Source organism: Pantoea sp. Aalb, assembly GCF_009829985.1.
Taxonomy (GTDB): domain Bacteria; phylum Pseudomonadota; class Gammaproteobacteria; order Enterobacterales; family Enterobacteriaceae; genus SZZU01.
In genome coordinates this window covers 82,352-99,095 of sequence record NZ_SZZU01000001.1, presented here as the reverse complement: position 1 = coordinate 99,095, position 16,744 = coordinate 82,352, and the positions used below count along the sequence as shown (strand labels likewise).

The following is a 16,744-nucleotide window of genomic DNA, read 5'->3' as shown; positions in this document are numbered from 1 at the left end:
TTTTTTAACAGTATCTATTATTAACTAAGTAAATTAAATTTAATGTATGAATTGCTAACTTTTATGACTTCTGTTATTTATAGCGGTCTGTTTTCCCTGATGGGAATCGATAGTGTATGCGTGAGTTCTAGGAGAAACAAAATGCAACAAGGACAAAAACATAAAACATCGTCCCTAAGTATTCTTGCTATCGCTGGGGTAGAGCCATATCAAGAGCAACCAGGTGAAGAGTATATGAATAAAGCCCAGCTGAGTCATTTTCGTAAAATTCTAGAAGCTTGGCGTAATCAACTTAGAGACGAAGTAGACCGTACTGTATTATATATGCAAGACGAAGCTGCTAATTTTCCAGATCCAATAGATCGTGCAGCTCAAGAAGAAGAGTTTAGTTTAGAATTACGTAATAGGGATCGGGAACGTAGACTCGTAAAAAAAATTGAAAAAACTCTAAAAAGAGTAGATGATGATAACTTTGGATATTGCGATTCATGTGGTATTGAAATTGGTGTTCGTCGTCTCGAAGCACGTCCTACTGCGGATCTTTGTATTGATTGTAAAACATTAGCAGAAATTCGTGAAAAACAAATGGCAGGTTAGTAACTATAAAAACCGTAGCTTAGTTACGGTTTTTATATAAGCTTATTATATAATAAGTAATATTAATATGATATAGATAATAAAATATTTTGATATTCTTAATTTTAGTTTTTTATAATTTGAATATATCAAATTATAAATATTAAAAATATTTTAAAAAATAAAAAATATGATTTCTGAGCACTTCATAAAAAATTATGATTATTTAATGATTTTACTAATAATAATTTCATCACTCTTTTAAAGAGTGTAATAAGTTCGTAACTTATACTATTATTTTTTCGTAGAGACTGCAACGTGATGAATATGAATAGACGTATAAAAAAATATCGTCTAAATAAATGAAAAATAAAAATGTTATGACTCTCATTCCTAAAGAAAGTCACAAAATATCACGAAAAGATATTAGCAAAAATGCTTTAAAAGTACTCTATAGATTGGATAAAGCAGGATACGAAGCCTATTTAGTTGGTGGTAGCGTACGTGATTTATTATTAGGAAAAAAACCAAAAGACTTTGATATTACAACTAATGCTACACCTGAACAAATGTATCAGTTATTTCGTAATTGTCGCTTAGTTGGTCGTCGTTTTCGTTTAGCCCACGTAATATTTAATTCAGAAATAATTGAAGTGGCTACATTTCGTGGGTATACTCAAACTCAAAAAAAAAATATATTCAATACAAATATATCCCATCGTAGTAAAAATGAAATGTTAATTTATGAAAATACTTTCGGTTGTATTGAAGACGATGCACAACAAAGAGATCTTACTATTAACAGTTTATATTATAACTTAATAGATTTTACTATACGTGATTACGTTAATGGTATACACGATTTACAAACTAGAACTATACGTCTTATTGGTGATCCAGAAACTCGTTATCGGGAAGATCCAGTACGCATGCTACGAGTAGTACGTTTTGCTTCAAAACTCAATATGAATATTGCTACTGAAACAGCTAAACCAATTCCTCGTCTAGTAACAATATTATTAAAGGATATTCCACCATCTCGTTTATTTGAAGAATCTCTTAAATTATTGCAGGATGGTTATGGTGTACGTACCTATCATATGATGCGAAAATATAAATTATTCCAATCATTATTTCCAATTTTAGCTTGTAGTTTTACTGAACAAGAAGATAGTAAAATAGAGAAAATGCTAGTGGAAGTACTTAAAAATACTGATAAACGTATTAATAAAGCCATGAGAACAAACCCAGCTTTTTTATTCGCAGCGATGTTCTGGTATCCATTATTAGAGTTAACTACTAAAATCTTAAAGAATACTAAATTAATCTATTATAATGCCTTTGTATTAGCAATGAACGAAACACTAAATAAAGTTTGTAAAACTATAGCAATTCCTAAACGTATTACTACATTAATTCGAGAGATATGGCAATTACAGTTACGAATGTCTCTTCGCAATAGTAAACATGCATGGAAGTTAATAGAACATGTAAAATTTCGAGCGGCTTATGATTTATTAAAATTACGTGCTGATATCGAAAATAACATAGATTTACAACGATTAAGTCAATGGTGGAATGAATTCCAAACAGCTATATTAACACAACAAAAAAATATGCTAAATATATTAGATTTAGATAAAAATTATTGCTCAGATAAGAAAGTATACAATGTAATCAATCATTCTAGTAGATCAAGTATTATTGATCATAATCCATAATCCATAATCCATAATCCATAATCCATAATGAATCGTGTTTATCTTTCTTTAGGAAGTAATTTAGCAAATCCATTAAAGCAAGTTTATTCAGCCTTAGCTGCTATTAATGCCATTCCAAAAACTAATATAGTTTGCACTTCATCTTTATATCGTACTCCACCATACGGACTTCAAAATCAACCAGATTTTTTAAATGCAGCCGTTGCTTTAGATACCACACTCAAACCAGAAATACTACTCAATCATATACAACGTATTGAATTAGAACATGGACGTATACGCAACAATAATTCAAAAAATTGGGAAGCTCGTACTCTTGATCTTGATATCATGTTATTTGGGAAAAAAGTTATTAATACACCTAGATTAACTATCCCACATTACGATATGTATAATCGTGCTTTTATGCTAGTACCATTAGTAGAAATTATGCCAAAGTTATCTTTATTAAATGGAATAACGGTAGAACAATTACTCGCTAAGCTGGATAGTAGTGCTATTTCTCTTTGGGTTGAATAGCTAAATATTAATTATAAAAAATTATACATTGATATATGTACATGTAACTTTTTTATTAAAATATTTTAGTAAATTCTATCTATCAAAAAATAATGGAGCCTACAATGAAATTTATAACTTTATCTCATTTACGTCAGTTAAAAATCGAAGGTAATAAATTTGCTAGTTTAACAGCTTATGATTTTAGCTTTGCCCGTTTATTTGCTAATGAAGGTATTAAAGTACTATTAGTTGGAGACTCACTTGGTATGACTATACAAGGTCATAATTCTACCTTATCAGTAACTGTAGCAGATATTGTATATCATACTGCTGCAGTGCGACGTGGTGCTCCTCGTGCCATGATAATTTCTGATTTGCCATTTATGAGTTATTCTACCCCACAACAAACTTTTAAAAATGCGGCTAAGCTTATGCGTGCCGGTGCTAATATAGTAAAATTAGAAGGAGGGAAATGGCTAGTAGAAACTGTACGTATGTTAACCGAACGTTCTGTACCTGTATGTGCCCATATTGGTCTTACACCACAATCAATTAATCTATTAGGAGGTTATAAAGTACAGGGTATTGATGAATTAAATGCTGAACGTCTACTCATGGATGCATTAGCATTAGAAGAAGCTAATGCACAGCTATTAGTACTAGAGTGTATACCGGTAAAACTAGCAGAACGTATCACTAAAGAAGTTACTATCCCCGTTATCGGTATTGGTTCAGGTAATGTTACTGATGGTCAAGTACTAGTTATGCATGATGCCTTTGGCATCACTGGTGGACACATTCCAAAATTTGCTAAAAATTTTCTTCAGAAAACTGGTGATATTCGTAATGCTATTCGTGATTATATTTATTCTGTTGAAACTGGTATTTATCCAAGTGCTGAACATAATTTCAAATAACATAGAGGAGATGTACAGTGCTAATTATTAAAAAATTATTTATTTTACGTCATCATATTCTTTTTTGGAAGAAACAAGGAAAACGTATCGCCTTGATTCCTACGATGGGTAACATACATAATGGTCATCTTAAAATGATAGATAAAGGTCGTAAATATGTTGATATTGTTATAGTATCAATTTTTATTAATCAATTTCAATTTGATAGTGTTGATGATTTTATAAATTATCCACGAACACTACAAGATGACTGTAATAAGTTAAATAATCAAAATGTAGATTTAGTATTTATACCTACAGAAATGGACATGTATCCTAATAAGTTAAATAACGAAACATTTGTTGAGGTACCAGGTATTTCATCTTTGCTAGAAGGAACTAAACGTCCAGGTCATTTTCGCGGCGTCACTACTATTATTAATAAATTATTTAATCTTATACAACCAGATATTGCTTGTTTTGGTGAAAAAGATTTCCAACAACTTACTATTATTCGGAAAATGGTGGCTGATATGTTTTTTAATATTGAGATTATTTCAGTACCGATAGTACGTGCTAAAGATGGTTTAGCTCTTAGTTCACGTAATAAATATCTTGATGTTAATGAGCGTAAAATAGCACCTAGATTAAATTATGTAATACAAGATATGGCTAAACAACTTATAGATGGTGTGAATATAAAAAAAATCATAAAAAAAGCAGAAATATTTTTATATCAAGAAGGATTTTTTCCAGATTCCATCGATATTTGCGATATCCAAACTTTACAACCTATTACTAATAAAAGTAAAGAAATAATAATTTTAATAACAGCATGGTTAGGTAGAACAAGATTAATAGACAATAAAATTATTGATATATCTAATTGCAATATTCAATCGCATCTTATATAGAAAAACAGTTATATAAAACAATTTTTAATATTATCATAATAAGTTATAAAATAATTCTTATTTAAAGTACTAATACTAATTAGCAAATATTTATATTTTTTGATGGCAAAAACTGCTCAATATTTTTATTCTGTATTATAAATATTTAACTTTTATTAAACTCATCTTCGTATTTTAAATTAACAATTAAGATCGTAATCCTAAACCAGTGTGAATTAAAGAATAAACTATAATATAAAATATTTTTATAAATATTAATAGTACTGATATTGTTAGCTCTAGCGATACATCATGAATTCTAAGAAATCCATAACGTAAACCACTAATCATGTAAACTAAAGGGTTTAATTTTGATATAATTTGCCAAAATGGAGGCAATAAATTTAAAGAATAAAATACACCGCCAAGATATGTTAATGGAGTCAGTACAAAAGTTGGAATCAAACTAATGTCGTCAAAAGTACGTGCAAAAACCGCATTAAGTAAACCAGCTAAGGAAAATAAAACTGCCGTTAATAGTAAAGTAATAAAAACAATAAACCATGAATAAATATGGAAAGGGACAAAAAATAATGACACTGATATAACAAGGATACCAACACAAATTCCTCTAGCTATACCACCACCTACATAACCAGCTATAATAATATGTGTAGGAACTGGTGCTACTAATAATTCTTCAATATTGCGTTGAAATTTAGCACTAAAAAATGAAGAAGCAACATTAGCATAAGAATTAGTGATGACAGCCATCATTATAAGCCCAGGAACTATAAATTCTATATAGGTGAATCCATTGATATTACCAACACGAGAACCAATTAAATTACCAAAAATAATAAAATAAAGAGTCATAGTAATGACTGGTGGGACTAAAGTTTGAATCCAAATTCGAGTAAATCTGTGGATTTCTTTACTCCAGATTCTTTTAAGTGCTATCCAATATAAACGAGTCATATTTTACTCTTATTTTTAATCTATACACTTAGTCAAACTAATAAACAGTTCTTCTAAACGATTAGTTTTATTACGCATGCTTAATACTTGTATATTCTGTAAATTTAGTTGGCTAAATACGCTATTAAGTCCTTGCTTTCTCATAACATAAACTTCTAAAGTTAAATTATCTATTAAGTGATATCTAAAACCTTTTAATTTCAGTACAACATTATGGGGTGCTAAATCAAAAATAAAAGCTTCACATTGTAATTTAGAAAGCAGCTCTTTTATTGAAGTATTTTCTATTAGCCTTCCTTTTTGAATAATTCCAACATTACGACATAGCATTTCTGCTTCTTCAAGGTAATGTGTAGTAAGAATAATGGTAGTACCTGTATCATTTAGTTCTTTTAAAAAGGTCCACATTGAACGACGTAATTCAATATCTACACCAGCTGTAGGTTCATCAAGAATCAGTAATTTTGGTTTATGCATACATGCACGAGCTACCATGAGACGGCGCTTCATTCCACCTGATAACATACGAGCAGGTTTACTACGTTTACTCCATAGATTTAATTTATTAAGGTATATTTCCGCACGAATTTTAGCTTCTTGACGTTCAACACCATAGTAACCTGCCTGATTAATTACAATCTGCATCACAGTTTCAAAAGGATTAAAATTAAAATCTTGTGGCACTACTCCAACATGTCTTTTAGCCTGAAATATATTTTTTTGTAAATCATAACCAAATATTTTTACTTTACCGCTAGATTTATTTATTAAGGAACTTACAATGCCTATAATTGTAGATTTACCTGCGCCATTAGGTCCTAACAAAGCATAAAAACTACCAATTTCTACTAATAAATTAAGACTCTTTAACGCTTGTATACCACCGGAATAGGTTTTAGTTAACCCAAAAATTTCCAGTGCATAAGTCATTGTAAACACCGTACCTTTCTATAATTATAGAATTAATTGAGAATATATTTAACATACAAAGTATCCAATAGATAATATATTTATTAAATTAATTAATAAAATTCGATAGGATATAAAATGTACTACAATAAAATACTATTTAAATCTTATTATTTTAATAAACTTATACATAATTTAAAGAATATAATTATCTACTTTTTAAAATTTTACAAATGTAATCAATTTACAAAATATAATTATATGATAATATAGTTATATTTTTCTTTATGCAGATTACTTTATGCATATTTAAAGTATATATTCTCATAAATATGAATGTATTAATTTTTTTACATTATTTTAAAATAGTAAAGTTACGTAAAATTAATATACATATAGACACTTATCCTATACATGAGAAATTAATAGTTATAACTTTCTTTTGATAATACAAAATTACTCTTCTTCTTTTTTAAAAAACAAATGAAAGAAAAAAAGAAATATTTTAGTAATGATTCTCAAATATTTTTAATTAAAATATTTTAGTTGTTTTTAATATTGATTGTAATCAACTTTAATCTATATTAATTAATAGTTTAATAATGCAGATAAGAATATATGAAAAAAATTTTTTTTGTTAATGAACATAATTCATAAGTTAGATTAACAATAATGTAAACAAAACACATAATCAATAAATTAAACATTAGCATAGTAAACTAAGCATAAAAAATTATATATTTTTTATAATGGTATAGTAAATATTACTTTTTTCGCTTTATTAGCATATTCTTTTAATTGATTAAAATTAAGATAATTATTAATATTAGTTAAATTTTTATTAAGTTTTGATATAAATTTCCAATACTCGTTAGGAGTAGGTAGCTTACCTAATAATGATGAAACTGTAGCTACTTCTGCGGAAGATAGATACACATTAGCGCCCATACCTAAACGATTAGGGAAATTACGAGTAGACGTAGAAACTACTGTTGCATTATTATTTACACGTGCTTGATTGCCCATGCAGAGTGCACATCCAGGAATCTCAATACGTGCACCACTTTTTACAAAAATATTATAATAACCTTCTTCAACTAATTGAACCATATCCATTTTAGTTGGAGGTGCTAACCACATGCGAGTTAATAATTTTTTTTTATAATTATTTAATAATTCACCAACAATGCGAAAGTGACTAATATTAGTCATACATGAACCAATAAACACTTCATTAATCTTTTCACCTTGTACATCAGATAATAAATGTACATTATCTGGATCATTTGGAACACATAAAATAGGTTCTTTTATTTCTGATAAATTAATAGTTATTATAGCAGCATAATCTACGTTTTTATCAGCTTCTATGAGATTTGGTTCTGCTAACCATGCTTTCATGTTTTTAATACGACGTTCTAAAGTAGAACGATCTCCGTAGCCTTCAAAAATCATCCATTTTAGTAATACAAGATTTGAATTAAGATATTCTATAATTGGCTCTTTATCTAATTTAATGACAGAAGCTGCTGCAGATCGTTCAGCAGAAGCATTAGTTAATTCAAATGCTTGTTCCAATTTTAATTTAGGTAACCCTTCTATCTCTATTATACGACCAGAAAAAATATTTTTTTTATTCTTTTTTTCAATAGTAAGCAAACCTTGTTTGATTGCATAAAGAGGTATAGAATGAACTAAATCACGTAAAGTAATACCTGGTTGAATTTCACCTTTAAAGCGTACTAAAACTGATTCTGGCATATCAAGCGGCATTATACCGGTTGTAGCAGCAAAAGCTACTAGTCCAGAACCTGCTGGAAAAGAGATTCCAATAGGGAAACGAGTATGAGAATCACCACCAGTGCCAACAGTATCTGGTAATAGCATACGATTTAACCAACTATGAATAATTCCATCACCAGGGCGTAGTGATATTCCTCCGCGTTGTTTAATAAAGTTAGGTAAGGTATGTTGCGTATTTAAATCAATTGGTTTAGGATAAGCAGCAGTATGACAAAAAGACTGTATAATTAGATCTGCAGAGAATTTAAGACATGCTAGATCGTTTAATTCATCACGAGTCATAGGACCAGTAGTATCTTGTGAACCAATAGAACTTATTTTTGGTTCACAATAAATACCAGGATGAATACCTTCTACATCACAAGCTCGGCCGACTATTTTTTGAGCAAGAGAGAAACCATTATTATTAATTTTCGTTATTTTTTTTCTTATAAAGATATTGCTTTCAGATGATAAACCAAGTGATTTACGGGCCTTAGAAGTTAAACTACGACCAATAATCAATGGTATACGTCCTCCTGCACGAACTGCATCTAGTATAATTTCATTTTTCAATTTAAAAGTGATTAATAATTCATCCGTATTATAAATATGTACTTCTCCTCTATATGGGTAAATATCAATAACGTCTCCCATATTTAAACAATCAACTTCTAATTCTATTGGTAAAGCTCCAGCATCTTGCATAGTATTAAAGAAAATTGGAGAAATTTTATTACCTAAACATATACCACCATTCTTTTTATTTGGAACATAAGGAATGTTTTTCCCCATAAACCAAAGAACTGAATTAGTAGCAGATTTGCGAGACGAACCAGTGCCTATTATATCTCCAACATAAGCTAATGGAAAACCTTTATTTTGAAGTCTTTGAATTTGTTTTATTGGTCCAATATAACCTGCATGATCTGGTTTGATACCTTTACGTGGATTTTTTAGCATTGATAATGCATGTAGGGGAATATCTGGTCGTGACCATGCATCTTGTGCAGGAGAAAGGTCATCAGTAGTACTTTCACCTATTACTTTAAATACAGTTACTGTAATTTTTTCTTCTAATTTCGGTCTTTTTAGGAACCACTCAGCATGAGCCCATGAACTAATAATTTTTTTAGCATAAATATTGCCATCTTTAGCTTTCTGTTCAATTTTATAAAAATTATCAAATATTAAAATTGTGTGAGAAAGAGATTCAGACGCGATTGGTGCAAATAATTCGTCATCAAGCATGTCAATAAGTCCAATAATATTATAACCTCCTTGCATAGTACCTAAAATTTCTACTGCTTTTTTACAAGTAATCAAAGGGGAATATGTGTTATTTTTTGCAATATCTATTAAGAATTTTGCTTTTATGTAAGCTGCCTCAGCAACACCAGGTGGAATTCGATTAATGATTAGATCTAGAAGAAAATTTTCTTCACCAGCTGGTGGTTTTTTCAATAATTCAGTCAACTCTTTCATTTGGCTTACATCTAATGGTTTAGGAAGAATACCCTGCGCAGCTCGTTCGGCAACATGTTTACGGTATGCTTGTAACACAATTTTTTCCTTATCTTTTTATTTTGTATCTCTTGATTTATTAAATTTTAATCTACTAAATATTTTAAAATGTTTTATTTAATAAATAATTTATGAATTAATTAGATTAATTCATAAATATAATTAATTTATTCATGAATTTATCAGTTTAATTGATAAAAAAATAGTAAAATATATAATTAGAAATATCAATATAAGATAATTATCTGCATATAACACAGAATAAATTATTTTAAAATTATTAATATTTAGTTAAAATTTTTTTATATAAAATACATTGTTAAATATTATTTAACTTTTTACTAAAAGTATTTGATAGTTATTTATTAAATAAATGATTTATATCAGTATAATTATCTATTTTTTGCTTTTGAGTTAGGTAAATCAGTTATACTACCTTTAAATAATTGAGCAGCTAAGCCAATAGATTCATGTAAAGTTGGATGAGCAGAAATTGTTAAAGCAATATCCTCTGCATCACAATTCATTTCAATTGCTAAACCAATTTGACCTAATAATTCACCGCCATTATTTCCAATAATTGCACCACCAATTATACAATTACTATCTTTATCAAAAATTAGTTTGGTTATACCTTCTGTACAATCAGAAGCAATAGCTCGACCTGAAGCAATCCAAGGGAAAATAGATACCTCATAATTTATATTTTTCTCTTTAGCTTGTTTTTCTGTTAAACCTACCCATGCTACTTCAGGATGAGTATATGATATTGATGGAATTGCTTTTGGATCAAAGTAATGTTTAAGTCCTGATATCACTTCAGCCGCTACATGACCTTCATGTATACCTTTATGAGCTAGCATTGGTTGACCGACGATATCACCAATTGCATAAATATGGGGTATATTAGTACGCATTTGTTTATCAACAACAATAAATCCTCTTTCATTAACTTTAATTCCAGCTTTACATAAATTCAAATATTTAGTGTTTGGAGTACGACCAATTGCAACTAATATTATATCGTAACACTTACATATCGGAGAAGATTCCTGGTTTTGTAATGTAACGTAAATACCATCTTTTTTTGATTCAACATTAATTATTTTCGTTCCCATCATTAATTTAAATTTTTTACTAATATTTTTAGTAAATATTTTCATAATATCTTTATCTGCAGTCGGAATAATCCAATCTAGCATTTCAACTATGTCTATTTCTGAACCCAATGCATGATAGACTGTACCCATTTCTAAACCAATAATACCACCGCCAATTATTAAAATACGGTTAGGTATTTCTTTTAACGCTAAAGCAGAAGTAGAATCCCATACACGTGGATCATCATACGGTATAAAAGAAAGCTTAGTAGGATTAGAACCAGCTGCGATAATAGCATTATCAAAATCAATAGTAACAGTATCGTTAATTTTGTTTTTTACTAATAATGTATTTGAATTAATAAATTCACCAAAACCATTAATTATATTTATGTTACGGCTTTTTGCCATTTTGGATAAATTACTAGTAATATGATCAATAACTTTTTCTTTCCATATTCTAATCTTACTTATATCTATTAAAGGAGAACCAAAGAATACTCCTTGTTTTTCAAGACATTTCGTTTCTTCAATTACTTTTGCAATATGTAATAATGCTTTTGAAGGAATACATCCTACATTTAGACAAACACCACCTAGTTTACTGTATCTTTCTACTAATATGGTTTTTAAACCTAAATCAGCGCAACGGAAAGCTGCAGAATAACCTGCAGGTCCTGATCCAAGCACCAAAACTTGAGTTGTTATTTCCGTATTCATTATAAATACCCCAGATTACATTTATAGTGATAAATAATATTTCTATTTTTAATTATTTATATATTAGTAAAATTTATAAAACTATTAACGAAATTATAAGAACATTAACTTTGAATCAATATTCAGTTTAATATTAGTAAGAAAGTAAGAATACAAATGTAATTTACATTACTAAACGACGAATATCTGATAATATACTATTAATAATAGTAATAAAGCGTGCACCATCAGCACCGTCTATTACACGGTGATCAAAAGACAGGGAAATTGGCATCATTAAACGAGGTATGAATTCTTTGCCATTCCAGGATGGTTCTATTGAAAACTTAGAAATACCAAGAATAGCTACTTCCGGTGCATTAATTATTGGTGTAAAATTAGTTGTGCCAAGACTACCAAGACTAGAAATAGTAAAACAACCACCTTGCATATCACTAGCCGTTAACATACCATTACGTGCTTTTTTTGAAGTTGATATTAACTCACTAGCAAGTTCAGTAATACTTTTTTTATTAACATCCTTAAATACTGGAACAACTAAACCATTTGGTGTATCTATTGCTACACCAATATTAATGTATTTTTTTAAAATTAATTTTTCTCCATCTATAGATAATGAGCTGTTGAAACGAGGCATATGTTCTAATACTACAGCAACAGCTTTCATGATAAATACAACAGGCGTTAACTTTAAATCTATCTCGCGTTTTTTTGCTTCATCATTCTGTATTTTACGAAATTCTTCTAAATCAGTTATATCAGCCTTATCAAAATGAGTTACATGTGGTATAATTATCCAGTTACGACTTAAATTATCACCAGCATTTTTTTGTATACGACTTAAATTTATTTCTTTAATTTCACCAAATTTACGAAAATTTATTTTTGGCCATGGTATTATATTTCGATTAATTACATTCTTTTGTTCACTAATTGTTGATGATTCAGAATTTTTAATAATATTTATTACATAATTTTGTAAATCTTCTTTTACAATTCGTTTTTTACGACCAGTACCATTTATTTTTGCTAAATTAATACCAAATTCACGAGCCAAACGACGAATCATAGGTGTAGCATGTACATAAGAATTACTTTTAAAATAGTGAGTATCTTTTAAGTTATTTTTTGAAGAATTTATAGAAGTAATTTCTTGTTCGCATAACATGAGAAGTGATCCAGTACTCACTTTATCTCCAATAGTCACTTTTATTTCTTTTACAATACCGTTAAAAGGTATTGGTAATTCCATTGATACTTTATCTCCTTCTACAGTAATAAGTGACTGTTCAGCTTCAACTTTATCACCAACCTTTACCAGAATCTCTGTGACTTCGACTTCGTCTGATCCAATATCTGGCACTTTAACTTCTATTGCCATGACTCTTTACCTCTTAAACCAGACGTGGATTAATATTATTAGAATTAATTTTGAATTTATTAATTGCTTCCATTACTAATTTTTTATCTATTTGATTTATATTAGCAAGTTGACTTAAAGCAGCAACAACAACATATGATTCATCGACTTCAAAGTAATGACGCAAATTTTTACGGCTATCAGAACGACCAAAACCATCTGTTCCTAACACATGATAATTAGCAGGTACATAATGACGTACTTGCTCAGCAAATAATTTTATATAATCAGTTGATGCAATTGCTGGTGCATCACTTAGTATTTGAGTTATATAAGGTATTCTTGGTTTTTCATTGGGATGTAACATATTCCAACGTTCACAATCTTGACCATTACGAGCTAATTCAGTAAAAGAAGTGACACTATAAACATCAGAGCCAATACCATAATCTTTTGCTAATATCTGAGCTGCTTTACGTACGTGACGTAAAATAGAACCTGAACCAAGAAGCTGTACTTTAGCTATATTACCATCTAAAGTTTCTAATTTATAAATACCTTTACGTATTCCTTCTTCCATACCTTTTAACATTGCTGGCATGTGATAATTTTCGTTTAAAGTAGTTATATAATAATATATATTTTCCTGTGCTTCACCATACATACGTATTAATCCATCATGCATAATAACAGCGATTTCATATGCATATGATGGATCATAGGAAATACAATTCGGGATTGTAAGAGACTGAATATGACTGTGTCCATCTTCATGCTGAAGACCTTCACCATTTAAAGTAGTACGACCAGACGTTCCACCAATTAAAAATCCTCGTGCTTGCTGATCACTTGCTAGCCAAATTAAATCTCCAATACGTTGAAAACCAAACATAGAATAATATATATAAAAAGGAATCATAGGTAAATTGTTAGTACTGTAAGAGGTTGCAGCTGCCAACCAAGATGAACCTGCTCCCATTTCATTGATACCTTCTTGTAAAATTTGCCCTTTTTCGTCTTCTTTATAATAAGCAAGCTGCTCGCAATCCTGAGGAGTATATTGTTGACCATTTGAGCTATAAATACCAATTTGACGAAATAGACTTTCCATACCAAAAGTACGAGCTTCATCTGCTAAGATTGGAACAAGTCGATCTTTTATCGACTTGTTTTTTAACATTACATTTAATGCTCGGACAAAAGCCATTGTAGTTGATATATCTTTTTTTTGTTCTTGTAATAAAGAATTAAATTCTTCTAAAGATGGAATTTTTAATTTTTCAGTAAATTTTGTTTGACGGCTTGGTAAATAGCCACCTAATTTTTCACGTTGATTATGTAAATAGTTATATTCTTCTGAGCCTTTTTTAAAGGTTACATATGGAAGACTATCTATTTTATCATCAGCTATTGGTACATTAAACCTTTTATGGATATGACGAATACCTTCCATATTTATTTTTTTTACTTGATGAGCTATATTCTTTCCTTCAGCTGTTTCTCCCATACCATATCCTTTAATAGTATGTGCCAAAATTACAGTTGGCTGATTTTTTGTTTCTTGAGCTTTTTTTAGTGCTGCATAAATCTTTTTAGGATCATGACCACCTCGATTTAAAGAGAAAATATCTTCATCTGTCCAATTCTGTACTAATTTTGTGGTTTCTGGATATTTGCCAAAAAAATTTTTACGTACATAAGAACCATCACGAGATTTAAATGTTTGATAATCCCCATCTACAGTTTCGTTCATTAATTGAATAAGTTTTCCACTAGTATCTTCTTTTAGTAATTTATCCCAACGACTACCCCATATAACTTTAATTACGTTCCATCCTGCACCAATAAAAATACCTTCTAGTTCATTAATGATTTTTCCATTACCAGTAACTGGACCATCTAGTCGCTGTAGATTACAATTAATAATAAAAACTAAGTTATCTAACTGCTCTCTAGTTGCTATAGTTATAGCACCTTTTGATTCTGGTTCATCCATTTCACCATCGCCAAGAAAAGCATAAACCGTTTGTCTTGTAGTATCTTTTAGACCACGATGGTGTAAGTATTTTAAAAACTTTGCTTGATATATTGCATTTAAAGGACCTAAACCCATTGAAACAGTAGGGAATTGCCAAAAATTAGGCATCAATTTAGGATGAGGATAAGAAGAAAGTCCATTACCATATATTTCTTGACGAAAATTATTCATTTGTTCTTCAGTTAAACGACCTTCTAGGAAAGCACGTGAATAAATACCTGGTGCAATATGACCTTGAAAATAAACAAGATCTCCACCATCTATATGATTACGTGCACGAAAAAAATGATTAAAGCATACTTCATAAATGGTTGCAGAGGATTGAAAAGAAGAAAGATGACCCCCTAAATCTAAATTTTTCTTTGAAGCTCGTAAAACTGACATAATTGCATTCCAACGAACTGCAGAACGAATGCGACGTTCAATAAAAATATTTCCTGCATACTCTGGTTCATCTTCAACAGCAATAGTATTAATATAATTACTTACTACAGGAGAATTTCCTAAAATTTTCACACCACTTTTACGTGCAAAATTTAATACCTGATTAATCAAGTACTGTGCACGCTCAGCCCCTTCTTCATGTATGACCGATTCGATCGATTGTAACCATTCACGAGTTTCGATCGGATCCATGTCATTTTGAAACTTTTCTGACATGGGGTTATATTCCTTGTATTCTATTAAATTAGAAATAGTCTGTTCTTCTATATATGTTTTCTTTAAAATGAATAAGAATAAAACAACAAAATAATTATTTATTTTACATGTTTATTATCCTAATTTTATTGTTTACTCTAATCATGAACAATATATGAAGAATTCACTACAGCTTTGATTTCTTCTTTAAAATAATATCTAGTAAGATTTCTAATGAAAAGATAAGTAAGTAGCTAAAAATAAAATTAATATTGTATTGTATATGTTTGTAAAATTGTTATTACCTTAAAATTTTTAGTACGATTAGTGCTTATTCTAACTAGAATATTATATATAAAATTGTTTATAGTTTTAATAATAGTTTTTTATTTTAAATTAGAGATATTTAGATATTTAGATATTTAGATATTTAGATATTTAATAAATATATACATCTGAAGATAAGATATAATAAATATTAGCTTATTGTTTTATATAATATGTAATTATGAGCAAGTATATCATTAATGTATTAATTTTCTTACGGTAAGATCTTTTTATTATTCTAATATCGCTTATCGGCAAACATATAAATAAATGTGTTATAGATTTTGATCAAATTAATTTATGTAAATAATTACATGACAAGTAATAATATTTGTATTTAATTATTTTATTGAATAACTAACTCACAAATAATATGCTAAAATTATCAAAAATATTATTATTTAAAATTATTAAATATCTTATAAAAATACTATTCATCTTTAACAGTTTAATAAAATCTCAATATGGAATAATTATAAAATTTTACTATTTTAATAAGTAGACCTGTTCAAAGAAGGTACTATTTTAGATAGAATATCCTTTTTACAATAAAAAAATCAAATCATTAATTAATTATATAGAAGTTTATTATTAATATTTATCAAATTAATCAAATATTTTGTTTATAAGATAACTATCTAAAAAAAGAAAATAAACACCTTAACTATACATATACAATTAAAGTAAAAAAATCTTTTTATGTTCATAAACTAATTATATGAAGTTATTTTTTGTGTATTTAAAAAACTTTCTAAAAAATAACTTATTAAATTTCATCAA

Annotated in this window: 10 protein-coding genes and 2 pseudogenes; 5 read left to right on the top strand and 7 right to left on the bottom strand. The window is 28.7% G+C overall.

Translation table 11 applies throughout. The annotated features are described in order from the left end of the window. Positions 1 to 141: 141 nt before the first annotated feature. The 5 genes from dksA to panC all read left to right on the top strand — a co-directional run bounded on the left by dksA (position 142) and on the right by panC (position 4,608). Positions 142 to 597: an RNA polymerase-binding protein DksA gene (dksA, locus tag FD728_RS00355; RefSeq protein ID WP_159933691.1), complete on the top strand. Its 456-nt coding sequence runs from the start codon at positions 142 to 144 to the stop codon at positions 595 to 597. A gap of 341 nt (positions 598 to 938) precedes the next feature. Next, positions 939 to 2,297: a polynucleotide adenylyltransferase PcnB gene (gene pcnB / locus FD728_RS00350; protein ID WP_236261808.1), complete on the top strand. Its 1,359-nt coding sequence runs from the start codon at positions 939 to 941 to the stop codon at positions 2,295 to 2,297. Positions 2,298 to 2,324: 27 nt separating this feature from the next. Then, on the top strand, positions 2,325 to 2,816 hold the full coding sequence (gene folK, locus FD728_RS00345; protein WP_159933689.1) for a 2-amino-4-hydroxy-6-hydroxymethyldihydropteridine diphosphokinase: 492 nt from the start codon (positions 2,325 to 2,327) through the stop codon (positions 2,814 to 2,816). Between the two features lie 104 nt (positions 2,817 to 2,920). Then, positions 2,921 to 3,715: a 3-methyl-2-oxobutanoate hydroxymethyltransferase gene (gene panB, locus FD728_RS00340; protein ID WP_159933687.1), complete on the top strand. Its 795-nt coding sequence runs from the start codon at positions 2,921 to 2,923 to the stop codon at positions 3,713 to 3,715. Between the two features lie 17 nt (positions 3,716 to 3,732). Beyond that, a complete protein-coding gene (panC, locus tag FD728_RS00335) occupies positions 3,733 to 4,608 on the top strand; it encodes a pantoate--beta-alanine ligase (protein WP_159933685.1) in 876 nt (291 codons plus the stop codon). A gap of 186 nt (positions 4,609 to 4,794) precedes the next feature. On the opposite strand, the gene FD728_RS00330 is transcribed toward panC, so the two are convergent. From FD728_RS00330 to aceE, 7 genes and pseudogenes are all read right to left on the bottom strand, one after another. After that, entirely contained in the window at positions 4,795 to 5,565 is a 771-nt protein-coding gene (locus tag FD728_RS00330; protein WP_159933683.1) for an ABC transporter permease, read from the bottom strand. Between the two features lie 15 nt (positions 5,566 to 5,580). After that, on the bottom strand, positions 5,581 to 6,495 hold the full coding sequence (locus tag FD728_RS00325; protein ID WP_159933681.1) for an ABC transporter ATP-binding protein: 915 nt from the start codon (positions 6,493 to 6,495) through the stop codon (positions 5,581 to 5,583). A gap of 723 nt (positions 6,496 to 7,218) precedes the next feature. Next, the gene (gene acnB / locus FD728_RS00320) at positions 7,219 to 9,819 is read right to left on the bottom strand and encodes a bifunctional aconitate hydratase 2/2-methylisocitrate dehydratase (RefSeq protein ID WP_159933679.1); all 2,601 of its coding nucleotides are present in this window, start codon (positions 9,817 to 9,819) and stop codon (positions 7,219 to 7,221) included. Between the two features lie 353 nt (positions 9,820 to 10,172). After that, positions 10,173 to 11,600, bottom strand: a complete 1,428-nt coding sequence (lpdA, locus tag FD728_RS00315) for a dihydrolipoyl dehydrogenase (protein ID WP_159933677.1) — start codon at positions 11,598 to 11,600, stop codon at positions 10,173 to 10,175. 163 nt (positions 11,601 to 11,763) lie between these two features. After that, positions 11,764 to 12,690, bottom strand: a pseudogene (locus FD728_RS00310) (2-oxo acid dehydrogenase subunit E2); the annotation flags it as partial. Positions 12,691 to 12,761: 71 nt separating this feature from the next. Then, positions 12,762 to 12,978 (bottom strand): annotated as a pseudogene (locus FD728_RS04770) (biotin/lipoyl-containing protein); the annotation flags it as partial. Between the two features lie 16 nt (positions 12,979 to 12,994). Further along, positions 12,995 to 15,658 (bottom strand): pyruvate dehydrogenase (acetyl-transferring), homodimeric type, encoded by a 2,664-nt coding sequence (aceE, locus tag FD728_RS00305; RefSeq protein WP_159933673.1) that lies wholly within the window; start codon positions 15,656 to 15,658, stop codon positions 12,995 to 12,997. Between the last annotated feature and the right edge of the window lie 1,086 nt (positions 15,659 to 16,744).